Origin of the sequence: uncultured Allobaculum sp., assembly GCF_948576815.1 — a bacterium.
Lineage (GTDB): Bacteria > Bacillota_I > Bacilli_A > Erysipelotrichales > Erysipelotrichaceae > Allobaculum > Allobaculum fili.
Genome location: NZ_CAPAEZ010000022.1, coordinates 1 through 25023 on the forward strand (window position 1 = coordinate 1; position 25023 = coordinate 25023).

Genomic DNA, 25023 nt, shown 5'->3' on the forward strand with positions numbered 1-25023 from the left:
TTATCCCAAGGAGGCGGTCGAGAAAATACCCGTCTTTTATTTGACGCTTACTTTGCGAGAAGGCTGCGGGCGGTCAGAAGCCGCACAGAAACTGGACTTGACAGGAAGCAAAATGGGAAACACAGAGGATGGGCGCGTTTTTCCTGCAAAATCTCTGAAAATCCCGTAACCGTATACAGCTGCGCTCAGCACAGAAAAGGTTTTACATAACAGAGAATTGCGATAAAATAACCGATATTGGATTTCTCGGGAGGCAGCCGCCCTTTTCTTATGGGAAAATGAGGCGCATGCTTGACACAAAAGGTCGGTTTTGATAAACTTGCCAAGTAAGAAATGGAAAGAAGAAGCCCCTTCTCACCTGATGCATACGGATGCATGGGTTAATGCCAGTTCGGAATCGATCAGAATTCGAAACCAGCAGGATTAGGGTGCGCTCTGCGCCCATTTTTTTATGGATTCATGAAAGGAAGGTATTCAATTATCAATAATCGAAAAGTAGCCCCGAACAACGTAAATGACGATCTGTTCAATGAAAAGATTCCTTTCCGGGAAGTGCTTGTCATCGACGCGAAAGGAAATCAGCTGGGAGTCAAATCCAAGCGCGAAGCGCTGGAACTCGCATATCGACAGAATCTCGATCTGCTCTGCGTAGCTCCCAAAGCTCGTCCAGCCGTCTGCAAAATTCTCGACTATGGCAAATACCATTTCGAGCAGCAGAAAAAAGAAAAGGAAGCCAAACGGAAACAGCACGTGGTGGAACTCAAGTCCCTCCGTCTGTCGCCTGTCGTGGATACGCACGATTTTGAAACGAAACTCCGCCAGGCTCGTAAATGGATCGAGCAGGGGATGAAAGTCAAAATTGATATGAGATTCCGCGGACGTATGATGACCCGACAGGATGTCGGACGTCAGATTATGAACGACTTTCTCGATAAAGTGAAGGATATCGCCCTTGTAGAGAAAAAGCCTTCCCTGGAAGGAAACACTATGTCTCTCGTGCTGGCTCCTCAGAAGAAGAAGCCGGCAGCGCAAGCCAGCGAGCCGAAAGAGAAACCATAAAAGGAGGAGAAAATCATGCCAAAAATGAAAAGCCACAGAGGTCTGGCCAAACGTGTGAAAAAGACCGGATCGGGAAAACTGAAAAGACATCACGCTTATACTTCTCACCGTTTCCACGGCAAGACAAAAGATCAGAGACGTCATCTGGCCAAAGCCGGAATGGTTGACGTAACTGACTACAAGCGTATCAAAGACATGCTTGTGAAGTAATTGAGGATAACAGGAGGAGAATAGAATATGCCAAGAGTAAAAGGCGGAATTGTTTCCCGCAGAAGAAGAAAAAAAGTCCTTAAGCTTGCGAAAGGTTATTTTGGTAGCAAACACACTCTGTACAAAACCGCGAATGAGCAGGTAATGCACAGCTTCAAATACGCTTACAACGACCGTCGTAAACTGAAAGGCAACATGCGTAAGATCTGGATCGCTCGTATCAATGCGGCTGCACGTATGAACGATATTTCCTACTCCAGACTGATGCACGGCCTGAGACTGGCTAACATCGACATCAACCGCAAAATGCTGTCGGAAATGGCCATCCATGATGCAGAAGGCTTCGCTAAAGTAGTAGAAGAAGCTAAAGCTGCTCTCGCTTAATCGCAGAACGAAATCTCAAATTCAAGACGTCAAAGGAAATCATTCCTGAGACGTCTTTTTTGTTTGGAATGGTGAAAGCAGTGTAGGAGGAAAACCGGTTACGCGATGCTGGATGCGCTCCTATATAGGGTTCTTTCTCTGTATGGAATATTTCTCTTGCTCTGAGAGGAGTTCAAAGATAAGAGGGAGGAAACAGCCTTATCTGGACCAGGAAGGGCAGCCTATGCTACGTAAGCAGGGTGAGCTGCTCTGGTCGCACATCCAGAAGATTGACGGAATGGATCGGTTTAGCAAGTTCCTGAATTTCCTCTTCCAGAGATTGGAGATCCTCTGGCTTTCGCGTGGATATAGACAGCTCGTATGGCCAGTCGGCGGCAGGGAGGGGATCCAGGATGCATAAATTTCCGGAGCCGACACATGCGATGAAAGGATTTGAACCGGGCCTGGAATAAAAGCAATAGACGTTTCCAAGGTAGTCAACGGAATGAACCAGGCGAATCTCTCCAATTCCTCGCGCTTTCCATTTGACCGCCAGACGCAAAGCTTCTTCCAGAACGGCTTTCGGGGCTCCATTGTTCCAATAGGTGCCAAGAATCAGTATCACGTTTTCGATCTGGTTCTGATCTATGATGTGATCCAGCTCACGCAGACTCTCTACGGAAGCAGCATCGACCGCGATCGCCAGACCTCTGGATTTTGTTACTTCTTCGTCAAATTGCTCCCGGAATGTTTTCTTTGGCTTTTTTGCGGGCATGGTTGGAGTGTTTGTATATTGCAAAGCCATAGCGATACTCCTTTCTATCGTACAGTCCGAAATTTCTCTATGCTGCTGGGCAGATGGATTGTGTACGCGAATCGGACTGCTTATATTTTTCTCCAGCTGCTGATCCGTAAGACATATCCGTTACAGGGTTATGCAGCAGAACATATCGTCAATTTTGGCTGCAATACGAAAAAAATCAACTCCCTCCCTGGATTCCGCGAAAAACAGCTGCATCCAGAGAGACCAAATAAAAAAGCGGAATGAGATCCGCTTTTGTACGCCAGTAAGGCATTAGAAATTGCTGAGAAGGGAAGCGCGCTTACTGCAGGCCTGCAGCTTCGAGCAGAGCCACATAATCCGGCTCGTTTGCGACTTCGGAGACGTACTCGTCATAGATGATCTTTCCGTTTTCGTCGACAACGAAGGCTGCGCGGCAGAGCAGACCGTTTTCTTTCATCTTCGTGCCGGTCTTGGCACTGAAGTCTTCAAGATGGAAGTTGGAGAGCGTTTCGATCCGATCGTTTTCATGATCGCGGTTCCATCTGGCGAGCGCGAAGGGAAGATCCTGGGAGACGGAGATCACGCGGACCTCAGGTTTTCCGTTCATGAAGTGAAGAAACTTGCCCAGCTCGAGCGAGCAGACGGGTGTATCGATGGATGGTACCGCAAGCACGATGGTCTTGCCAGACTTGCTCATGGGTTCAACTTCGTTGAAGTCGGCATCGAGCGCTTTGAATGACGGGAAGGTATCGCCGGTTTTGATCGGCGTGCCCTCGAGTGTAACCGGTTTAGAGCCAAAGGTAATCATAGATCCTCCTGTATTTAAAAATATTACTATTATATTTTCCCAGAAAATTGTATGAAAATCAGAAGATTGCCCTAATAAGTTGTGATTTCATAGCATTTTGTTTGGAATACAATCTTTAATGATTTAAATAATAAGCGTAAAATAAAGATTACAGGAAGCTGAATGTATAGTCACACGTATGAAAAGGTAAGATCTTATTTTTGGGCAAATCATTTCATCTCTGCACTATAGTTCAGTATACTGTGGTTTTTAACGGCTCAGAAGAAGACCCTCCTCGCTCTTCTTGGCAAAAAAGATAAAGGAATAAGGAAGTAACCGCTATGAACAAGATTCTATCCAAAAAGGAATTCGAAATTATGATGACCCTGTGGCAGCTGGATAAACCAGCTTCGTTCAGCGATATTCTTGAGGCGAACCCGAACCTGAACCGGAATACACTGCTCGCCGCCATCCGGCGTCTGATCAGTGAAGGAATTCTGCGCGTAGATGGTTTTGATTACCACAAGAATTCCCTGACACGCCTCTTCGTCCCCGTAGTATCGATGTACGACTATTTCGCACAGTTCATGAGTCCGACCCAGAAGGAAGGCATGATCGGCTATCTCAAGGAATCGCCCGAACCTGGTCAGGTTTCCGCGAAAGCGCAGAGATAAGGGCAGCCGCGAAATTCGTCCACATAAATTTCGGCCCAACCCCACACACTCAGAACCACGTGAATACACACAAAAACACCGGAACAATCCTGAAGGATCTGGCGCAGGCCAGATTCTAGGAGGGGGTGCTCCGGTGTTTCCTTTTTTATACGTTAGTGTTTTTTGGGCCAGGTGATTTTAAGTCTGAGATTTCGCGCAGATCCGAACGATCCTTCGATCAGACATTGATCTCGGCATCGAGCTGTTCGGCTTCCGGATGCTTAGCGAGAATTGGATCGACGACGTTCTTGAAGAACTCTTCGGTCTGTTCCGGCGCACGTCCAACGTAGAGGGAAGGATTCATGCGGGCTTCGAGTTCGTCCATCGTCAGCGGGAAACGATCGTCTGCCGCAATGCGTTCGAGCAGATCGTTTTCACGGCCGAATTCCTTAACCTGACGAGCGGCTTCCATGGAATGAACACGGATAGCTTCGTGCAGTTCCTGACGGTCGCCTCCGGCTTTTACCGCATCCATCATGATGTTCTCGGTCGCCATGAACGGCAGCTCGCGGCGCAAGTCAGCTTCAACGACTTTCGGATAAACGACCAGACCGTCGGTGATGTTCAGGTAGAGGTCGAGAATGCCATCGGTGGCCAGGAACGCTTCGGCTACGGCGATGCGCTTGTTGGCGGAATCGTCGAGCGTACGTTCGAACCACTGTGTAGAAGCAGTAATAGCTGGGTTCATCGTATCCGCAAGAACGTAGTTGGCCAGGGCAGCCATGCGCTCGCTGCGCATCGGGTTGCGTTTGTAGGCCATGGCGGAAGAACCGATCTGACCTTTTTCAAAAGGCTCTTCCATTTCTTTCTTATGCTGGAGAAGACGCAGGTCATTGGAGAACTTGTGCGCGGACTGCGCTACGCCAGAGAGCGCCTGCAGCACGCGGGTATCGTATTTTCTCGGATAGGTTTGACCGCTTACCGCAAACCAGTCATCGTAGCCCATCTTCTTGCAGATCAGCTCATCGATGCGGGCGGCTTTTTTGGAATCGCCGTCAAACAGTTCCAGGAAGGAAGCCTGTGTACCGGTCGTTCCTTTCTGACCGAGCAGTTTCTTATGTTCGAGCAGCCAGGTGATCTCTTCGTAGTCCATGACGAGATCCTGGGCCCATAAGGAAGCGCGCTTGCCGATGGTCGTCGGCTGTGCGGGCTGGAAATGCGTAAAGGCAAGCGCCGGCATGTCCTTGTATTCCAGGGCGAATTTTTTAAGACGGGCAAGAACCGCCGCAATTTTGGCCTGAATGAGTTCGAGGCCTTCATGCATGACGATCAGATCCGTGTTGTCGCCGACGTAGCAGCTGGTAGCGCCCAGGTGAATGATTCCCTTGGCTTCCGGAGCCTGCAGACCGTAGGCGTAGACGTGAGACATGACGTCGTGGCGAACGATTTTCTCACGGGCCTTGGCATCTTCGTAGTTGATGTCCTTAGCGTGTTCTTTAAGCTGAGCGATCTGCTCATCGGTAATATCGAGACCGAGTTCCTGTTCGGCTTCGGCAAGAGCGATCCAGAGCTTTCTCCACGTCTGGAATTTCTTTTCTTCGGAAAAGAGATATTTCATTTCCGGCGATGCGTAGCGCTGGGAAAGCGGGGACTGGTATTCTGTATGGCTGCTCATTCGGCGTCAAACCCCATGCGTTTGAAGACTTCCTGATAAGCGCCTTCCGGATTGCCAAGGTCGCGGCGGAACGTATCCTTATCGAGATGTGCGCCGGTCTTCATATCCCAGTAGCGGCATGTATCCGGAGAGATTTCGTCGGCCAGAACGATCTGTCCGTCTTTTGTTTTACCGAATTCAAGTTTGAAGTCGATGAGTTCGATGCCGATGGAGGCAAAGAATTCTTTCAGCACTTCGTTGACCTGGAATGCGTACTTGGTGATGGTTTCGATTTCTTCCTCTGTTGCAGCTCCGATGGCGCGGGCCATGTAGGAGTTGATCAGCGGATCGCCCAGATCGTCGTCCTTGTAGCTGAATTCAAGGGTGGAACATTTCAGTTCGCTGCCTTCCGGGATGCCCAGACGCTTGGAGAACGAGCCGGCAGCTTTGTTGCGGATAATGACTTCGAGAGGGATGATATCCACTTTCTTTACAACCGTTTTGCGGTCGTCGATTTCTTCGACAAGATGAGTGGGAACGCCTTTGGTTTCCAGAATCTTCATCAGGTAGTTCGTCATGCGGTTGTTGATGGCGCCTTTGCCTTTGATCGTTCCTTTTTTCAGACCGTTGAACGCGGTCGCATCGTCCTTATAGTCGACGATGACCAGATCGGGATCCTCACAGGCATACACTTTTTTTGCTTTGCCCTCATAGAGCATTTCTTTTTCTTCCATAGTTCCTCCTTAACAAACGCCTACATTATAGCCGGCCCCCATCTTCTTTCAACCAAACCCTGTTTGGATTGGCCGGACCGTTTCCATTTTTCATTCATTTCCCATTACCCGCAAAGGAATGAAACGATTTCATGAAAGTTGTATGGAAAAATTTCAGTACGAAATTCAGTACGAAATTCAGTAAAAGACCGATGTGCCTTTCCTCTCTCTGCTATCCGGTTTTGCGCATTTGGAATCTGGCTTTGAAATATTGGTAAAGGAGGGAACAGGCGGCAAAACCGGTAAAGCGCATCCATATGTGTTTTATGTCTATTCGATATTCTTTCCAGATTTTCGGATCTTCCCGATCACTTTCTGGATTTTCCCGATCTCTTCTGTGCCTTCTCTATATTCTGAACGGTATTTCTGAGCTGGTCTTTAAAACCTTTTGCAGGATGTCTGGTATACGGCCTGTTCCAGGAATGGCGTACGGCCGATTCAGCCGGTTCACAAAAAAATCGCCCGTCTGGGCCAATGGAAGTGCTGCGGCTTCTGTCGAATCTTTTCTGAGGGTGTAGATAAAGCGGAGGTGTCCGGGAAGAAAACCGGTGTGGAAAGAAAAACGCACGGCTATGAAAATATTTTCATAAAAAACGTAAGCGGTATATTTTTGGATCAAATGTAGGGATTTCAGTTTTTTTGCCCGAATTCTCCCTGTTTTGCCGGCTGGCCCAATCAGATGCCGTTGAAAAGAATTTTCCTTTTGCATACCATAACCTCGCAAGGGGGTCACCCCATGCGGCTTTTGGAGGATTAAGGTTATGGTCATGACTTTAGTGAACAAAAGTAAAAACGAAAACGCTATTTTCAGCATGCCGCTCAAACAGACCCGGCATGCTTTTTCATTGCCCACAGGGGCGGGAGGAAATGTATGAACGATAAAAAAGTCCTGGTTGTCATGGGAAGCCGTTCGGATCTGCCTGTCATGCAGGCGTGTCTGGATCAGCTCAAGGCACTGGAAATCCCGTACGAAGTCCGCGTACTTTCTGCACATCGTACGCCGGATGCGGTTCTCGAGCTGTCGCGCACAGCGGCTGAGAAGGGAATTCAGGTCATTATTGCTGCTGCAGGCGGTGCCGCGCATTTAGCCGGCGTACTCGCCAGCTCGACCATTCTGCCGGTCATCGGCATTCCGATGCAGACTTCGGCATTAGGCGGCATGGACTCGCTGCTGTCCACCGTTCAGATGCCGGCCGGCGTTCCGGTTGCTACGGTTGCCATCGGTAAAGCCGGGGCGAAAAACGCGGCTGTGCTCGCTGGACAGATGCTGGCGCTGGCCGATCCGAAAATGGCCGAAATCATCACCCGCTTCAAGGAAGAGCAGAAAGCCACTGTGCTCGCTGGATCCGTTCTGGAGGAAGAATAAAGAAATGAATACCCGCCGATTTATTCGCAAAAAACCGGCTTTTCAGGTCGAAAGCCGGTCGCTGGAAGAAACGCTGCGCACCGATCTCGGTCTGCGCGACGATTTCCATCTCGATCAGTACGTCATTTACGACATTTTCAATGCCGATGACGACGATCTCGCCCTTCTCGAAGGTCAGGTTATTGCTGAACCGGCAATCGACGAAGTGCTCGATCATGTCGATACCGAAGGCAAGTACACGCTGGCCATGGAATATCTGCCCGGTCAGTATGACCAGCGTGCCGATTCCGCCATGCAGTGTCTGATGCTGCTCAACAGCCGTCAGGATGTACGCATTCACTCCGGAACGCTGCTCGTCATGGAAAACCTCGACGACAAGCAGGCAGAAGAAATTGAAGCCTACATGATCAACCCGGTCGAAGCCCGCAGGAAAAACATGGATGTGCTCGATGACTCCCAGAGCATCGACATTCAGGACGTACCGACCGTTGAAGGCTTTACCAAAATGAGCGAAGAAGAACTCGAGGGTCTGCGCGAATCGCTTGGTCTGGCCATGTCGCTCGAAGATCTCGTTTTCGTTCAGTCCTATTTTAAAGAGGAGGAAAAACGCGATCCGTCCCTGACGGAAATCCGCGTTCTTGATACGTACTGGTCCGATCATTGCCGCCATACGACATTTGAAACCATTCTTCAGTCGGTCGATTTCAAAAACGATACGTTTGGAAAACAGATTGAAGACGCGTGGAACCAGTATCTGGATCTGCGTGCCGAAACCGGACGGGAAGAAAAGCCGATTACGCTGATGGATCTCGCTACCATCGCCGGCCGTACGCTGCGCAAGCGCGGCAAGCTCGACGATCAGGAAGTGAGCGATGAAATCAACGCCTGCTCCATTGAAATCGAAGTCGACGTCAACGGAACGAAACAGCCCTGGCTGCTCATGTTCAAAAACGAAACCCATAACCACCCGACCGAAATCGAACCGTTCGGCGGCGCCAGCACCTGCATCGGCGGCGCGATCCGCGACCCGCTCTCCGGACGCAGCTACGTTTACCAGGCCGTCCGCATTACCGGTGCCGGCGATGTTACCGCACCGCTTGCTGATACGCTCGAACACAAGCTGCCGCAGTCCAAAATTTCCAAAACCGCGGCCAAAGGCTATTCCTCCTACGGAAACCAGATCGGTCTGGCGACCACCTACGTTGAAGAACTGTTTGATCCCGGCTATACCGCCAAGCGCATGGAAGTCGGCGGTGTCATCGGTGCCGCCCCGAAAAATCATGTCAAACGCGAAAAGCCGCAGCCGGGCGATGTGATCATTTACATCGGCGGCGCAACCGGACGCGACGGCATCGGCGGCGCGACCGGATCTTCCAAAGAACACAATGACCAGTCTCTGGATACATGCTCGTCCGAAGTACAGAAGGGCAACGCGCTTATGGAGCGCAAGCTGCAGCGTCTGTTTTCCAATCCGGATGCGACCCGTCTGATCAAGAAAGCCAATGACTTTGGCGCCGGCGGTGTTTCCGTCGCAGTCGGCGAACTGGCTGACGGCCTCGATATTGATCTCGATGCGGTACCTGTAAAATACGCCGGCCTCGACGGCACAGAACTGGCGATTTCCGAAAGTCAGGAGCGCATGGCCGTCTGCATTGCTGCCGAAGATAAAGAAGCCTTCCTGAAAGAATGCGAAAAGGAAAACCTGAACGCCGTTCAGGTCGCCACCGTAACCGATACAAACCGCCTCGTTATGAAATGGCGAGGCGATACGATCGTCGATCTCGACCGTTCCTTCCTCGATACCAACGGTGTCCGTCAGAAAGTTGATGTCACCATTCTCGAAGGCGAAAGCGAATGCAATCCATTCGTTTCCAGTGAGAAAACGCTTGATGAAGCGCTCGCCGAAGACAATACCGCAAACCAGCGCGGTCTTTCCGAAATGTTCGATGCTTCGATCGGCAAGAGCACCGTGCTCATGCCGTTTGGCGGAAAGACGCAGCACACTCCGGAAATCGGTTCCGTACAGAAACTGCCGGTACGCGGATTTACGACAACGTGCTCAGCGATGACCTACGGTTTTGATCCGAAGCTTTCCCGCTTCTCGCCATGGCTTGGCGCGCAGTACTCCGTTGTCGAAGCCCTCGCCCGTCTGAGCGCGCTCGGCTTTGATCCGCTCACTGCCCGTCTGTCCAATCAGGAATACTTTGAACGTCTCGGTTTCGATCCAGACAAATGGGGCTATCCGCTGCAGGCGCTGCTCGGTCTGGTCAAAGCCGAAATGGAATTTGAAACGCCGGCCATCGGCGGCAAGGACTCGATGAGCGGTACGTTCAACGATATTCACGTTCCGCCCACGCTGATCACATTCGCCACAGCCGTTACCGATACCGATCATGTGATCTCTTCCGCCTTTAAGGAACCGGGTCATCTGATTTATCTGGTTCGTCATATTCCTGAAAAGGACGGCAGCCCGAACTACGAACAGCTCAAGCACAATTTCGCCTCCATTCAGGAAGAAAACGAAAACGGCCATATCGCTGCAGCCCGCATCGTCAAGGATGGCGGTGTCGGGGCCGCTCTGGCGATCATGGCGTTTGGCAACGAAATCGGCGTCAATGCCAGTGTCGACGATCCGTTTGGATTTGGCATCGGCTCGATTGTTGTCGAAACGACGGAAGACATCGACCGCGACAACTGGATTCTTTTAGGCCATACGACCAAAGCCCAGGACATCACGCTCAATGAAAAAACGGAAAGCCTCGCGCAGGCCTATGCCGCCTGGAGCGAACGCTACGCCCGTCTCTATCCGACTGAAGCGCCCGCCAGAACAGAAAAAGACGCACAGAAAGCCAAAGCCGTTTCAACCTATTCTTCTGAGAAGCGCTATTCCAAAGTGAAATACGATAAACCGCTCGTTGTCATTCCGGTCTTCCCAGGACAGAACTGCGAATTCGATACCGCGGAAAAATTCCGCCGCGCCGGTGCGGAAGTGCAGACGATCGTCTTCAACAACCTGGATGTCGATCACATTAACGAATCGATCGACATGCTGGCCAAAGCCATTGAAAAGGCGCAGATCTTCATGATCGTCGGCGGCTTCTCGCTGGCCGATGAACCGGACGGCTCCGGCAAGTTCATCGTTTCCGTTCTCAAAAACGAAAAAATCAAAAACGCGCTCGATACGATGCGTGCCAGCGAAGGTCTGATTCTCGGCATCTGTAACGGATTCCAGGCGCTCGTCAAATCCGGTCTGCTTCCGTTTGGCGATCTGAACAAAAACGGCGAAGAGCTCGCTACGCTTTTCCGCAACGACATCAACCGCCACGTTTCCCGCGTTGCGCGCACCCGCATCACCTCGAATAATTCTCCGTGGCTGCAGGATTTCGATGCCGGCGACACGTTCTCGATCGTGCTCAGCCATGGCGAAGGCAAATTCATGGCCGACCCTGAACTGCTGCAGGAGATGATCGACAACCACCAGATCGCGACGCAGTACGTTGATGAAAACGGCGAACCGTCCATGAATGTGGAAGACAACCTCAACGGATCAATGCTCGCCATCGAAGGCGTCCTTTCCAAAGACGGCATGATCTTCGGAAAGATGGGCCACAGCGAACGCTACGAACCGGGTCTGTTCCAGAACATTTCCGGAAACCGCGATCAGGACATTTTCGCCAGCGGCGTCCGGTTCTTCACCCATAAGGAAAAAGACTAGCCCTCCGCTGCAAACCTCGCTTGCGATAATCCACATAAAAAATAGAAAGAAAAGCTGCTGTCCTGCAGATTGCAGAATGCGTGCCTGTCCGATTTGAACCCGGATATCCGACATCGCAAACTGCGATCCCTGGCCGGCGGCTGGCCTGCCCTCCTGTCCGGCTGACCAAAGCGATCCATCCGAGCGATCGTCTTCTGGAGGAAATCCCGGACAGAGTAACCAGAAAAATTTCAACAACGAAACATTCCTTCCTCACGGAATAAAGAAAGGAAAATGAAAATGGCTGATCAATATAAAGAAGCCGGCGTCGATCTCGAAGCTGGCTACGACAGTGTCCGCCGCATCAAATCCCATGTTGCCCGCACGAAAGTGCCTGGCGCCATGGATTCCATCGGTGCGTTTGGCGGCATGTTTGACTTAAAGGCAGCCGGGTTCAAGGACCCGGTGCTCGTATCCGGAACCGACGGCGTTGGCACCAAGCTGATGATGGCCTTCGAAATGGATAAGCACGACACCATCGGCATCGATGCGGTTGCGATGTGCGTCAACGACGTACTCGTCCAGCAGGCGTCCCCGCTGTTCTTCCTCGACTACATCGCGGTAGGCAAAAACTATCCGGAAGTCATCGAAAGCATCGTCAAGGGCGTAGCCGACGGCTGTGAGCTTTCCGACTGCGCGCTGATCGGCGGCGAAACCGCCGAAATGCCGGACATGTATGACATTCATCATTACGACATTGCCGGCTTCTGCGTCGGCGCAGCCGATCGTGAAACCCTGCTGACCAATACGAAAGTCAAAGCCGGCGATATCCTGATCGGACTGCCGTCTTCCGGCATTCACTCCAACGGCTTCTCGCTCGTTCGTAAAGTGCTGTTCAAGGACAACCACCTCGATCCGCACGAAAGCTTTGAAGAACTGGGCGGAAGAAAGCTCGGCGACGTGCTTCTGGAACCGACCCGCATTTACGTCAAGCCGGTCAAGGCGCTCTTTGGCAAAGCGGATCTGCACGGCATGGCTCACATTACCGGCGGCGGATTCTTTGAAAACATTCCGAGAATGCTTCCCGAAGGCCTTGGCGTTTCCATCGATCTCAATTCGTTTGAACGTCCGGCCATCTTTGACTTCATTGCGAAGCGCTCGACCATTTCCGAGCAGGAACTGTACAACGTCTTCAACATGGGCATCGGCTTTGTGATCGCCGCTCCAGAAGAAGAAAAGGACAAAATTCTTTCCATCCTGGCTGAGCACGATCAGCCGGCGTATGTGATCGGCGAAGTGACGGATTCCGGAAAGGTTGAACTCCACCGATGAACGCCGTCGTGTTCGCTTCCGGATCGGGCACAAACTTTGAAGCCCTGATGGAAGCACAGAAGGACGGCCGCCTCGATGTGAAAATCGACGCGCTGTTTTGCGACAAGCCCGGCGCCTATGCGCTCGAGCGCGCGAAAAACTGGAATCTGCCGTCCAAATGCATCGCCTTAAAGGACTGCGAAAATAAAGCCGACTACGAACGACAGATTTTAGACTGGCTCAAAACGTACAATCCGGATCTGCTCATTTTGTCCGGCTACATGAAAATCGTCTCCGATACGCTGCTAGGCGCATATAAAGGCCGCATCGTCAATCTGCATCCGGCGCTGCTTCCCAGTTTCAAAGGGGCGCACGCCATTCAGGATGCCTATGAAGCCAAAGCGAAAGTGACCGGCGTTACGGTGCACTTCATTGATGAAGGCGTCGATACCGGTCCGGTGATCTTGCAGAAGGAAGTGCCGGTCAATCCAGACTGGTCCTTGGAAGAGCTGGAAACCGCCGTGCACGCTGCGGAATACGAGACGTTTTATAAAGGCATTAACGAGGCCGTAAAGATTCTTTCGGCAAAAGACTGAGTCTTCGAATAGAAATTCACAAAAATTCAGGACAGAAGCGACTGTCCTGAACAGAGATTGATTCGAGAAAAATAAAGGAGAAAAAAATGAAACGAGCACTGATCAGCGTTTCGGACAAAACCGGTCTGACCGATTTTGCCCAGGGATTAAAAGATCTTGGCTACGAGATCATTTCCACCGGTGGAACCCGTCGGACTCTTGAAAATGCGGGCATCGAAACCATTTCGATTTCCGATGTCACCGGCTTTCCGGAAATTATGGACGGCCGTGTTAAAACCCTGCATCCCGCCGTTCACGGCGCCCTGCTTTGCGTACGCGACAATCCGGAACATGTCAAAGCCATCCGCGATCTTGGCATTGAAGACATCGATTTAGTCTGCGTCAATCTGTACCCCTTTAAGGAAACGGTACAGAAAGAAGGCGTAAGCCATGCCGAAATCATCGAAAACATCGACATCGGCGGTCCAAGCATGCTGCGCTCCGCATCCAAGAACTACCGCTTCATTCCGGTTCTCTGCGATCCAGCCGACTACGACAAAGTTCTCAATGAACTGAAGGAAAACGGCGAAACGACGCTCGATACCCGTGAAAAGCTCGCGGCCAAAGTATTCCGTCACACTGCACGCTACGATGCGATGATCGCTGACTACCTGACTTCACGTACCGGTGAAGAATTCCCGGAAAGCATGACGATCACCTTCGATAAAGTGCAGGATCTGCGCTACGGCGAAAACCCGCACCAGAAGGCCGCCTTCTACAAAGGCATGAAGCCGCAGTATTCGCTGGCCAACGCGAAACAGCTGCACGGCAAGGAACTTTCCTACAACAACATCCAGGACGGTAACGCAGCCATCGAAGTTCTCAAGGATTTCGAAGGCCAGAAAGCGGCAGTCGGCCTGAAACATATGAACCCCTGCGGTGTCGGCATCGGCGCCACGATCAACGAAGCGTGGGATAAAGCCTACGATGCGGACCCGGTTTCCATCTTCGGCGGCATTGTCGCGCTCAACGACGTAGTCGATGCGGAACTTGCAGACAAACTGTCCAAAATCTTCCTGGAAATCATCATTGCACCGGGCTTTACGGATGAAGCCATGGAAATTCTGACTCGCAAGAAAAACATCCGTCTGCTTGAACTCGACACCACCCTCGAGCCCAGCAACACCCTCAAGTACACGAACGTCAACGACGGTCTGCTCGTTCAGGAAATGGATACCCATCGCCTGCGCGTTGAAGATCTGACATGCCCGACAACCCGTAAACCGACCGAAGAAGAACTCGAACAGCTCCTCTTTGGCTGGAACATCGTAAAGCACGTGAAATCCAACGCGATCGTTCTCGTCAAGGACAACCAGACGATCGGCGTCGGTGCCGGACAGATGAACCGTGTCGGCGCGGCGAAAATCGCCATCGAACAGGCCGGCGAAAAGGCGAAAGGTTCCGTTATGGCTTCCGATGCCTTCTTCCCGATGCCCGATACCGTGGAAGAAGCGGTAAAAGCCGGCGTGACCGCCATCATTCAGCCGGGCGGATCCATCAAGGATCAGCTGAGCATCGACGAATGCAACCAGCACGGCATCGCGATGGTCTTCACCGGCATCCGTCACTTCAAGCACTAATCTTTACTCAACTTAGGATTCACAAAGACAGACCGGGCCAGACGAGGATTTGATCGCGGCCTGCTGCCTTTACCATTTACACAGGGAACTGAAGCGTTCAGCTCCCTGTGTCTCTCATTCTGGCCGTCTTCCATCGTCTTTCCGGACAAATTTCCAAAGCGAAACCGGGAGAAAACCAGAGGTGAGAAGAGAGTCTCCAGAACAGAGTGTCTGATCTGAATGAAAACCAGACCGTCCCGCGTTCTGGCGGAGCGGTTAAAATGAAAACTTATCTGCAGTTTCTGCAGATCCTGCTAATATGAGGTGATTTTATGAAAGTACTCGTCATTGGAACCGGCGGAAGAGAGCACGCGCTCGCTCTGGCCGCTTCCAAATCGCCGCTGTGCGAAAAACTGTACTGCGCACCGGGCAATCCGGGCATGGGACAGATCGGCGAAAACGTGAACATCAAAGCCGATGACGTAAAAGGACTCGCGGACTTTGCGCAAAATAACGGCATCGATCTGACCATTGTCGGCCCCGAAAATACGCTGGCTGCCGGCCTGGCGGATGAATTCCTCGCCCGCAATCTCAAAGTGTTTGGACCGACCCAGGGCGCAGCCCAGGTGGAATCGTCCAAGGACTTTGCCAAGTCGCTGATGAAAAAATACGATATCCCGACAGCGGCGTACGAAACGTTCCACGATCTTGAATCCGCGAAAGCCTACGTGCTCGAACACGGCGCCCCAATCGTCATTAAGGAAAACGGTCTGAAAGCCGGCAAAGGCGTGACCGTAGCCATGAATATCGAAGATGCGCTTGAAGCGCTGGAGATCGCCTTTGCGATCGAAGACAATGCAGTCGTTATTGAAGACTATCTCGAAGGCTTTGAGTTTTCCCTGATCGCCCTGGTTAACGGCGATCTCGTCGTTCCGCTCGAATGCGCGCAGGACCACAAGCGCGTAGGCGACAACGATACCGGTCCGAACACCGGCGGCATGGGCAGCTATTCTCCGGTCCGCAAAATTACGCCGGAGCTCGTCAACACCACGATGGAAGCGATCATGAAGCCGATGGCCAAAGCGCTGCAGGCCGAAGGCGTTCCGTTTACCGGCTTTCTGTACGGCGGTCTGATGGTTACCGAAGACGGCATCAAGACAATCGAATTCAACGCCCGCTTCGGCGATCCGGAAGCCGAAGTCATTCTCTGCCGCCTGGAAAGCGACTTCCTTCAGGCGATTCTCGATGTTATGGATGGCAGAAAACCGGAACTGAAATGGACCGACAAAACGAGCCATGGTGTCGTTCTGGCCTCCACCGGCTATCCGGCTTCGTCCACCAAAGGCGCCTTGATTGAAGGCCTCGAAGATACCGATTCTCTGATTTACCACATGGGAACGAAAGAAGAAGACGGAAACCTGTACACCAACGGCGGCCGCGTACTCATGCTCGTCAACCTCGCGGATACGCTCGAAGAGGCCATGGAAAAAACGTACGCGGACTTGAAACATGTGAAATCCGATGCGCTGTTCTATCGAAACGATATCGGAAGAAAGGATCTGGACTAATGGCTAAAAGCGATCTGGAAATTGCACAGGAATGCGTCCTGGAACCGATTGATGTCATTGCCGCAAAAGCGGACATCGATCTCGATGCAATTGAACCGTATGGAAAAACGAAAGGAAAAATCGATCTGAATACGCTCGATCTTTCCCAAAATAAAGACGGCAAGCTCATTCTCGTTACCGCCATCAACCCGACGAAAGCCGGCGAAGGCAAATCCACCACGACCGTCGGTCTTGGCGATGCCCTCAATCGTTTAGGCAAGAAAACGATGATCGCCCTGCGCGAACCGTCCTTAGGTCCGGTTTTCGGTCTGAAAGGCGGCGCGGCTGGCGGCGGCTATGCTCAGGTTGTTCCAATGGAAGATCTGAACCTGCACTTTACCGGCGACATGCATGCGATCACGACCGCGAACAACCTGCTTTGCGCGATGATCGACAACCATATGTATCAGGGCAACGAACTCGATCTCGACAAGGATCGCATTACGTTCAAGCGCTGCCTCGACATGAATGACCGCACCCTGCGCGAAATTGAAATCGGCATGGGTTCCAAAGTCAACGGCATCGAACGCAAGGACGGTTTCAACATTACTGTTGCCTCCGAAATCATGGCCGCGCTCTGTCTGGCGGACGATCTGATGGATCTGAAAAAGCGCTTTGGCGACATGCTCATCGGCTTCAACCATTCCGGCGATCCGGTCTATGTCCGTGATCTGAAGTGTGAAGGCGCCATGGCTATGGTCATGAAAGACGCCGTGAAGCCAAACCTCGTACAGACGCTCGAACACAACCCGGTTCTCGTTCATGGCGGCCCGTTCGCGAATATCGCTCACGGATGCAACTCCGTTATCGCAACGAAAACGGCGCTGAAACTGGCTGATTACGTCGTAACCGAAGCCGGATTTGGCGCGGATCTCGGCGCGGAAAAGTTCCTCGATATCAAGTGCCGTCTGGCCGATCTTCATCCAAACGCCGTTGTTCTTGTTGCTACGATCCGTGCTCTTAAGCAGCATGGCGGCGTAGCCTTTGAAGATCTCAAGGAAGAAAACATTCCGGCTATGCTGGAAGGCTGTGCCAACCTGGCTAAGCACATCGACACGATCCATCAGTTTGGACTGCCGTGCATTGTCGCCATCAACCAGTTCGAATCCGATACGCCGGCTGAAATTGCGGCACTCGAAGCATGGTGCAACGAAAACGGTCATCCGCTCTCCCTTTCCCAGGTATGGGCCAAAGGCGGCGAAGGCGCGCTCGATCTGGCCGAAAAGGTAGTGGATCTCTGCGATCAGGAAAACGACTTCCACGTACTTTACGACGAAAAGGATTCGATCGAAAACAAGATCACGACCATCGCACAAAAAGTGTATGGCGCCGATCATGTCGAATTCACCGACGAAGCCAAAGCGCAGATCGAAGAATTCAAGAAATACGGCTGGGACAAGCTGCCCGTCTGCATGGCCAAGACGCAGATGTCTCTGACCGACGATCCTAAACGCATGGGCGCACCGAAAGGCTTCGCTATTACCGTGCGTGAGTTGCGTCCGTCTCTGGGCGCCGGATTTGTGGTTGCTCTGACGGGCAAGGTTCTGACGATGCCGGGTTTGCCGCCGCATCCAAGCGCGCTCGATATGGACATCGACGAAAACGGCAAGATCAAAGGGCTGTTCTAAGCCAAATAATTCTCGCAGCCTAACGAAGATACGAAACTGGATCGAGGAAACCGATCCTCGATGAAATCGATCTTCGAAGGGACCAAGAATTCAAATTCAATACGCAAAAAGAAAATGCAGTTTCGACGGACGCAAAATCCGCGAAACTGCATTTTTTCGTTTGGAAGAAAACCTGCCTCACTCAATCGCCAGCTCGGTTTCGGTCGCTTCGATTTCGTCTTCGAGGGTATCGTTTCCTTCTTCGTACTTACCGTGTTTAAACCAGGGCCCATTGCGGTAAAAGAGCAGGGAAAGAACGGCACCGGCCGACCAGCCAAACGGCCACGCCAGCCAGATGCCGGTTGAACCGAGAGCGGTGGCGGAAAGAATGAGTGCCAGACCGACGCGCAAAATCAGATCCGCAAACGTGGAAATCATGAATTTTCCCATCTGGCCCGCTCCGCGTAAAATGCCGTCGGCGACGAGCTTGGCGGAAACGATGAAGTAGAACGGAGAAAGAATGCGTAAAATTTCGATGCCCGTCTGCATCGCTTCGCCGTTTGGATGCTGGAGAAAGAGCAGAAGCAGCCGGTCGCCGATGAAAAAGTACGCCAGAAAGAGGGGAAGGCAGATGCCCCAGACTAGACGAAGCCCGGCGTTGAAGCCGGCGCGAATGCGATGAAGCTTGTTTGCGCCGATGTTTTGCGCCGTATAGTTGGAAATACCGTTGGCAAGCGTCGTCAGAGAGGTGATGACCAGATTGTTCAGCTTGATCGAAGCGCTGTAGCCGGCCATGACACTGGCGCCAAACCCGTTGATCGCGCCCTGAATCACGATGTTGCCGACCGAAATGAAGCTTTGCTGGAGGATGCTTGGAATGGCGATGACGGAAATCTGCTGAAGAATGCGCCAGGAAAAGAAGGGGGCTTTTCCCGAATGAGGAAGTGTATGAAGCCGCTTGAAGACATATACAATGGCGAGCACGCAGCTGACACCCTGGCAGATCAGCGTCGCCCAGGCCACACCGGCTACGCCCATGTCAAAGGCCGTTACAGACAAAATATCGACGGCGATGTTGCTTAAGGAAGAACCGGCCAGAAAAAGAAACGGCGTTTTGGAATCGCCCAGCGCCGAGAAAATGCCGGTCGCAACATTGTAGTAAAAGACAAAGGGAAGACTCAGGCAGTAAATGTCGAGATACACCATGGAATCGGCCATGACGCTTTGCGGCGTGTTGATCAGCTCGAGCAGAAACTGACAGCCGACAAAACCGATCAGCATGAGTACCGCACAAAGCACGCCGCTGGCGGCAATCGTTGTCGTGACAGCCGTTTTTAAATCCCGGTACTGCTTCGAGCCGAACAGACGGGAGACGACGACCGAGCAGCCGATATTGCATCCGAACGCGAACGCGATGAAAATGAGCGTGATTTCGTAGCTGTTGCCGACTGCGGCCAGCGCGTTTTCGCCAATAAATCGTCCGGCGACAAAACTGTCGGCGATATTGTAAAGCTGCTGAAACAGAATGCTTCCAAACAGGGGAAGACAGAACTGCCAGAGCACTTTCGACGGTTTTCCGACCGTCAGATCCTTGTTCATACGTTTCAATTCCTTTCTTTCCATACCTTTCTTAAAGGATTTTTCAAACCCGTTACTCATTATCCAGAAGAAAAGCCATATGTAAAATATTGTATTGATATCAAAGCCATATCAATTTGATATGGTTTATGAAATAGAAAGCCAGTCGGGAGAAAAAAGCCATGACCAAAAGAAACCCAGACGTTCAGAACCGTCTGAAAAAAGAAAAAAATGCGGTGAATTTTGAGTATTATCGGATTTTTTACTGCGTCGCCAGATATTCCAGTCTGACCAGAGCGGCTGAACATCTTTTCAGCAATCAGCCAAACGTTTCGCGCGTCATAAAATCGCTCGAACAAAGTCTTGGATGCGATCTTTTTATCCGCTTTCATAAAGGCGTAAAACTCACCCCCGAGGGAGAACGGCTGTATGCGCATGTCAGAATTGCGATGGAACACATTCAGGCAGCCCAGAACGAACTGCAGGAAATGAGCGCGCTGCAAGCCGGCGCCGTTTCGATTGCGGCCAGCGAAGTGGCCCTTCGCTGTCTGCTCCTTCCGGTTTTAAATGCCTTTCGCTCGCGCTATCCGCAAATCCAGATTCGAATTTCTAATCATACGACGCCGCAGGCACTGTCCGCCTTAGAAAACGGATTCGCGGATCTGGCGGTCATCACCAGCCCATGCCATCCGGCCAGTCAGATCGAATGGGTCCGTCTGCGCGACTTTCAGGACTGTGCCGTCTGTTCGAAAAAACTGGCCAGATCGATCGAACAGCCGCTTTCTATTTCGGATCTGAGCCAGATGCCTCTCATTGTACTGGGCAGCGAGACGGCTACCCGGCAGTTTTACGAAGAGGTGTTTGCCCAATACGATCTGCATCTGAATCCCGATATTGAAGTGGCGGCAACCGATCAGATTTTGCCGGTGGTGCGCAATCATCTTGGCGTCGGCTTTGTGCCGCAGGAATTTCTTAGCGAAGAGGCACAGACGGGAGATCTCTGTACGCTCTCGCTGGTCGAAACGATTCCGCCGCGCTCCATTTATCTGGCCAGAAACCGGGATGTCCCGATGAGTCAGGCCGCCAGGGCTCTCGAAAAAATGATTCTGGATCTGCGCGAATAAACAAATATTCATGATGTGAAAAATAAAAACGAATGGATGCATTTGAACCTTCCGATTCAGTTTTTGTCTCATTTCATCAGATTTCCCAGGGATTGTGAAAAAGTTGTTCCATCAGTGTTACCATGGCCATAACTTATACCGAATCTATATAAATACACCGACAGACTGAACCAGACGGCTTGCGTTCTTTTTCGATTCGAACGTACGATTTGGATTTGTATTTGTCACAGCTTTGGATTTGGGGAAAGAAGGCAGGAGGGCAATCCTGCCGCCTTTCTGAGAAGCAAAATTATGAACAGGAGAAAAAGAGATGAAACGCAGTAAAACCCTGAGCGCTGTATTGAGCGCATCGCTTTGCGCCCTGCTGCCGGCAGCTCCAATTCTGGCTGCAGAATCCGACGTGGATACGCGTCCGGCAGAAACGGTGAACCAGATTGACTCCAGCCGCCGTGCCAGAACGAAAAACACCTTCGAGTTTATTCGCCCGAAAACGTTTGAAAAGGAAACCCGCGAGGGCAGTGACATTCTGCTCGAACGGCTCCCGCTTTCCGAACGCAAAAAAGCCAGCTGGATCGATGACCGCACGACAGTCAGCGATACGACACAGTTTCCGTACAATGCCATCTGCAAGCTGTACATGACCTTTGAAAACGCCTATGGCGAAGAAGAATACTTTGTGGGCAGCGGCTACATGGTTTCCCCGACCGAAATGATGACATGCGCCCATTGCCTGTTTGCCCGACCGGAAGAAGGCGGCTATGGTATTGTAACCCGTCTGGTTGTGGAGCCGGCGGTCAATGGAGACTTTTATCCGTTCGCCCGCTACGATTCTGACGAGGAAGTCTCCCGCTATTCGATGCCCGCGCTGTATCAGGATCCGTCCACGAGTGAAGAAGACTCCTTCATTTACGATTTTGCGCTCGTGCAGTTTCCTTCGCCGCTGACCGACGGATCCTTTATCCGTTTGAATTCCCCATCGGGAACCGGTCCCGTTCACGTGTCCGGCTATCCTGCAGAAGTTCGAGGCGTTTCCAATGAGACAAACCAGTATGAAGACTGGGGAACCTATTCGTACATGGACGGCCCGTTCCTGGAACATGACACATCCGCCAGCGGCGGACAGAGCGGTTCGCCAATGCTCAATCGCCGCGATGAAGCCGTAGGCGTATACGGCTACAGCTACGAAGATCGGATCACCGGTGAACAGTCCGGAATCGGCGGCGGTGTGGCGATGACGCTGTCCGTTCTCGATTATGCGGACCATGCTTTAGAAAACGAAGACGGCACGGGGGATAACTTCATTGAAACGCCGGTTTACCGCGTATACAATCCAAACTCCGGCGAACACCTCTATACGAAGAGCGCCAACGAAACCGCTTTCCTTTCCCGCGTCGGCTGGACGTATGAAGGGGTTGCCTGGAGAAATGCGGAAGGCGAAAATCTCACCGAAGTATACCGTCTCTACAACCCGAATGTCGGCGACCATCATTACACGGTCGATCAGAATGAAGCCAGGTTCCTCGTTTCCGTCGGCTGGAGAAACGAAGGCGTAATCTGGAGTGCTCCGCAGGCCAGCGACGCGTTCCAGAACGTATATCGTCTGTATAACCCGAACGCAAGAAACGGCGCACACCATTTCACCACCGATCAGAACGAATACAGCTTCCTTTCCAATAACGGATGGAAAGCTGAAGGCAAAGCGTTCGACGCCAGGTAAGCTTTCCCAGAATTTCCGTTCTTTTCGGAAGATTCCTGCTTTCCACCCGAAAAACAGCGAGCTCAGACCCAGTCGGTCCGGGCTCGTTTTTCATTCTGGAAAGAACAGCCAGTCCGACTCGTGTACGGTACCTGAGCCGCGTTTTGAAAACCTTCCGGAATTCGGATTTCTGAGTGTTGAAAACGAGTATACGAATTCCTCTCGCTAAGATAAAAGAACAGAGCGTAATCATTTGCAGGTTCGTACTGCGGCTTTGTATAGGGGATAAGAAAGAAGCGAGATGAGAAAATGATTCAGTATTTTAAAACGTCAGGATCCGGAACGCTGGAAGAAATCGATCAGCCGGTTCGCGGATGCTGGATCAGCGTAGTGAGCCCGACTCAAGTAGAAAAACAGCGCCTTCTGGATGAGTTCCTTATTCTTCCGGAGTTTTTGCGCGCGGCTTTAGATGAAGAAGAATCGTCCTATATCGACCGTTCTGAAGACGACAATCAGACGCTGGTCATTATTGACTATCCCGAAAAGGATCAGACGACACGCAAAAGCATTGAAACGTATATCACGCTGCCGATGGGCGTCGTCCTGCTCGACAAAATGATCATGACGATTTCGACGCGGGAAAACTCGACGATTGAATCCCTGATTCAGGGAAAGGTGAAAGATCTCGATACCCGTTATAAAACGCGGTTTCTTCTGCAGCTCATCCTTCTGATTTCACAGGAGTATTTAAGCGCGCTGCGTCTGATCGACCGCTTCAGCAACCAGACGGAACAGAAGCTGTATAAGCACATGAGTAATTCGAATCTGATCGACATGCTCGTTCTTGAAAAGAGTCTGATCTATTTTTCGACATCCTTAAAAGCGCTCGAGCAGACGCTGCGGCGCATTCTTCGATCGCGACAGATTCCGATGTATGAATCCGATCGCGGCCTTCTCGATGATGTTCTGATCGAGGTTAAGCAGGGCATTGAAATGTGCGAGATTTACTCGGATGTCATGGATCGCAGCGCGGACGGCTTTACCAACGTCATCAACAACAACATGAACATCATCATGAAGCGGCTGACCGTGATCACGCTCGTCCTGTCCATCCCGAATATGGTCTACGGCTTTTACGGCATGAATGTTACAGGCCTGCCCTGGCCGATGGCCTGGGTACCGCTGCTCATTTCGATTCTTCTCTGCCTGTTTGCGTGGCTCTATTTCCGTCACAATTCCAGCTATAAATGAGTCCGGCATTTTCATGAATTTATGCCGTTAAAAAAGGGAAGTCCTTCTGGGCTTCCCTTCGTGCGTTTATCGTCTTTTTCGTGGTGTGAAATCGTTCGATCCAAAGTTTCAGAGAGGGCGATTTCTGTATCGCAACCGGACGGCTTTTTTACTGTGCAGCCTTTTCCATGTCCAGTTTCTGATCCTGATAGAGAGAATTCGAAAGAATTTCTGTTTTTTCCCCGGCAAACGCCTTTGCGGCGTCCAGATCGTCCTGCAGCTGCGCCATCAGCCAGGCGGTGACGTATCCGTCCGCTTTATACAGGATGTCCCCGTGCGGCGTATCGACACGGCGCATCATGACTTTCTGTCCGGGAAGTTTTGCATAAATTTCTTCAAGCTGCTCCTTGTTTACGACAGGATCATCGCCTCCGCCTGCACCGCTGATGAGCAGAGTCGGAATAGGAACCAGAGATGGATCGTACGCCCATTCGAGATTTTCCGCCAGTTCCAGATTGGTCGGCGAAAGCGCGACGATCGTTTTGAAAACGTCATGATGAGGCTGAACGCTCGCCGCATTCATGGCGCCGACACCGCCCTGGGAATGACCGACCGCGCCGATCCGGTCGAAATCGACTTTGTGATAAAAGACGCTGTTCTGATCGCCGATCTTTTCGTTTTCGTCCAGCCGCTCCAGATGACGCAGGGCCATTTCAGCGCTACATCCATTCCACGAATACGCTTCTTCGCTGCCGATGACGATAAATCCCCAGGAGGCGTAATGTTGCGCGATCGCCGCATAACGGGAAAGCGGTACGCCCGTCCCGTTACAAAGAACGACAACCGGCCAGGTACGATCGCTCGTTTCCAGTTCTGCGGGATAGAAAATTTCGTATTTTGAAAAGTTCTGCAGGGCGTGATCTTCCTGCTTTTTCACCGCATACGGGCCATTTTTCATGTATTTGGATTCAATGACGCCTTCGACCTGTGCTTGAATAGTCTGCAGGAACGGCACGGCGCGTCTGCAGCCATTTAAAGCCCATCGCAAGCACAAGGCCAAGGACGATCAGCACGATCAGGACAATCGAAAGAATTTTCCAGTAATTTCTCATAGCTTCTCCACAATATTTTTTCCTATCCTATCACTATCCAAAAGAGAGTCTTCTTCCATAACGAAAGAGAAAGATAAGCGGGTTTGAATGTCAATTCGTCTTTCCTCTGGCGGGAAAATCTCGCCATCCTCATGATGTGTTTTTTCAGCTGTAAAGAAACGATCGCATAAGAAAAGCAGAGTCCGCCTTGGATAATTCCAAGAGGCATGGACTCTGCTTCA

General features: G+C 51.5%; 22 protein-coding genes. 14 read left to right on the forward strand and 8 right to left on the reverse strand.

Going from position 1 to position 25023, the window contains the following annotated elements; translation table 11 throughout:
• Nucleotides 1-459: 459 nt before the first annotated feature.
• Genes infC through rplT form a run of 3 tightly spaced genes read left to right on the forward strand, consistent with a single transcriptional unit; the run spans nt 460 to nt 1653 of the window.
• Complete coding sequence (gene infC, locus Q2J39_RS04490; RefSeq protein WP_230267834.1) at nt 460-1059, forward strand: translation initiation factor IF-3; 600 nt, start codon at nt 460-462, stop codon at nt 1057-1059.
• A gap of 15 nt (nt 1060-1074) precedes the next feature.
• Entirely contained in the window at nt 1075-1269 is a 195-nt protein-coding gene (gene rpmI, locus Q2J39_RS04495; RefSeq protein WP_288339214.1) for a 50S ribosomal protein L35, read from the forward strand.
• Nucleotides 1270-1296: 27 nt separating this feature from the next.
• Complete coding sequence (rplT, locus tag Q2J39_RS04500) at nt 1297-1653, forward strand: 50S ribosomal protein L20 (protein ID WP_230267836.1); 357 nt, start codon at nt 1297-1299, stop codon at nt 1651-1653.
• 226 nt (nt 1654-1879) lie between these two features.
• Here the strand turns inward: rplT and Q2J39_RS04505 are convergent, their stop codons facing one another.
• A complete protein-coding gene (locus Q2J39_RS04505) occupies nt 1880-2437 on the reverse strand; it encodes a restriction endonuclease PLD domain-containing protein (RefSeq protein WP_288339215.1) in 558 nt (185 codons plus the stop codon).
• A 298-nt stretch (nt 2438-2735) separates the two neighbouring features.
• On the reverse strand, nt 2736-3224 hold the full coding sequence (tpx, locus tag Q2J39_RS04510; protein ID WP_230267838.1) for a thiol peroxidase: 489 nt from the start codon (nt 3222-3224) through the stop codon (nt 2736-2738).
• Between the two features lie 320 nt (nt 3225-3544).
• Between tpx and Q2J39_RS04515 the strand changes: the two genes are divergently transcribed.
• Nucleotides 3545-3877 carry a BlaI/MecI/CopY family transcriptional regulator gene (locus Q2J39_RS04515; protein WP_288339216.1) on the forward strand — a complete coding sequence of 111 codons (333 nt, stop codon included), beginning with the start codon at nt 3545-3547 and terminating at the stop codon, nt 3875-3877.
• Between the two features lie 217 nt (nt 3878-4094).
• On the opposite strand, the gene purB is transcribed toward Q2J39_RS04515, so the two are convergent.
• From purB to Q2J39_RS04530, 3 genes are all read right to left on the reverse strand, one after another.
• Complete coding sequence (gene purB, locus Q2J39_RS04520; RefSeq protein ID WP_230267840.1) at nt 4095-5531, reverse strand: adenylosuccinate lyase; 1437 nt, start codon at nt 5529-5531, stop codon at nt 4095-4097.
• Nucleotides 5528-6244, reverse strand: coding sequence for a phosphoribosylaminoimidazolesuccinocarboxamide synthase (gene purC, locus Q2J39_RS04525; protein ID WP_230267841.1), 717 nt, complete (start codon nt 6242-6244; stop codon nt 5528-5530). Before purC ends, purB begins: the two co-directional genes overlap by 4 nt.
• 385 nt (nt 6245-6629) lie before the next feature.
• Nucleotides 6630-7052 (reverse strand): hypothetical protein, encoded by a 423-nt coding sequence (locus Q2J39_RS04530; RefSeq protein ID WP_288339217.1) that lies wholly within the window; start codon nt 7050-7052, stop codon nt 6630-6632.
• Nucleotides 7053-7154: 102 nt separating this feature from the next.
• On the opposite strand from Q2J39_RS04530, the gene purE reads away from it, so the two are divergent.
• The 7 genes from purE to Q2J39_RS04565 all read left to right on the forward strand — a co-directional run bounded on the left by purE (nt 7155) and on the right by Q2J39_RS04565 (nt 18083).
• A complete protein-coding gene (purE, locus tag Q2J39_RS04535) occupies nt 7155-7649 on the forward strand; it encodes a 5-(carboxyamino)imidazole ribonucleotide mutase (RefSeq protein WP_230267843.1) in 495 nt (164 codons plus the stop codon).
• 4 nt (nt 7650-7653) lie between these two features.
• Entirely contained in the window at nt 7654-11364 is a 3711-nt protein-coding gene (locus Q2J39_RS04540) for a phosphoribosylformylglycinamidine synthase (RefSeq protein WP_230267844.1), read from the forward strand.
• 279 nt (nt 11365-11643) lie between these two features.
• Nucleotides 11644-12675 (forward strand): phosphoribosylformylglycinamidine cyclo-ligase, encoded by a 1032-nt coding sequence (gene purM / locus Q2J39_RS04545; RefSeq protein WP_288339218.1) that lies wholly within the window; start codon nt 11644-11646, stop codon nt 12673-12675.
• Nucleotides 12672-13250: a phosphoribosylglycinamide formyltransferase gene (purN, locus tag Q2J39_RS04550; RefSeq protein ID WP_230267846.1), complete on the forward strand. Its 579-nt coding sequence runs from the start codon at nt 12672-12674 to the stop codon at nt 13248-13250. The genes purM and purN overlap by 4 nt, the downstream gene beginning before the upstream one ends.
• 86 nt (nt 13251-13336) lie before the next feature.
• Entirely contained in the window at nt 13337-14869 is a 1533-nt protein-coding gene (gene purH, locus Q2J39_RS04555; protein ID WP_230267847.1) for a bifunctional phosphoribosylaminoimidazolecarboxamide formyltransferase/IMP cyclohydrolase, read from the forward strand.
• Between the two features lie 311 nt (nt 14870-15180).
• The gene (purD, locus tag Q2J39_RS04560) at nt 15181-16416 is read left to right on the forward strand and encodes a phosphoribosylamine--glycine ligase (protein WP_288339219.1); all 1236 of its coding nucleotides are present in this window, start codon (nt 15181-15183) and stop codon (nt 16414-16416) included.
• Nucleotides 16416-18083, forward strand: a complete 1668-nt coding sequence (locus Q2J39_RS04565) for a formate--tetrahydrofolate ligase (protein WP_230267849.1) — start codon at nt 16416-16418, stop codon at nt 18081-18083. The genes purD and Q2J39_RS04565 overlap by 1 nt, the downstream gene beginning before the upstream one ends.
• A gap of 177 nt (nt 18084-18260) precedes the next feature.
• On the opposite strand, the gene Q2J39_RS04570 is transcribed toward Q2J39_RS04565, so the two are convergent.
• Complete coding sequence (locus Q2J39_RS04570) at nt 18261-19661, reverse strand: MATE family efflux transporter (RefSeq protein WP_230267850.1); 1401 nt, start codon at nt 19659-19661, stop codon at nt 18261-18263.
• Nucleotides 19662-19822: 161 nt separating this feature from the next.
• Here Q2J39_RS04570 and Q2J39_RS04575 point away from each other — a divergent pair, with 161 nt between their 5' ends.
• The 3 genes from Q2J39_RS04575 to Q2J39_RS04585 all read left to right on the forward strand — a co-directional run bounded on the left by Q2J39_RS04575 (nt 19823) and on the right by Q2J39_RS04585 (nt 23711).
• The gene (locus Q2J39_RS04575; RefSeq protein WP_288339220.1) at nt 19823-20764 is read left to right on the forward strand and encodes a LysR family transcriptional regulator; all 942 of its coding nucleotides are present in this window, start codon (nt 19823-19825) and stop codon (nt 20762-20764) included.
• Nucleotides 20765-21074: 310 nt separating this feature from the next.
• Complete coding sequence (locus Q2J39_RS04580; protein WP_288339221.1) at nt 21075-22481, forward strand: trypsin-like peptidase domain-containing protein; 1407 nt, start codon at nt 21075-21077, stop codon at nt 22479-22481.
• 288 nt (nt 22482-22769) lie between these two features.
• On the forward strand, nt 22770-23711 hold the full coding sequence (locus tag Q2J39_RS04585) for a magnesium transporter CorA family protein (RefSeq protein ID WP_230267853.1): 942 nt from the start codon (nt 22770-22772) through the stop codon (nt 23709-23711).
• A 148-nt stretch (nt 23712-23859) separates the two neighbouring features.
• Here the strand turns inward: Q2J39_RS04585 and Q2J39_RS04590 are convergent, their stop codons facing one another.
• Complete coding sequence (locus Q2J39_RS04590; protein ID WP_230267854.1) at nt 23860-24648, reverse strand: alpha/beta hydrolase; 789 nt, start codon at nt 24646-24648, stop codon at nt 23860-23862.
• Between the two features lie 10 nt (nt 24649-24658).
• A complete protein-coding gene (locus Q2J39_RS04595; protein ID WP_288339222.1) occupies nt 24659-24802 on the reverse strand; it encodes a hypothetical protein in 144 nt (47 codons plus the stop codon).
• Nucleotides 24803-25023 lie beyond the last annotated feature (221 nt).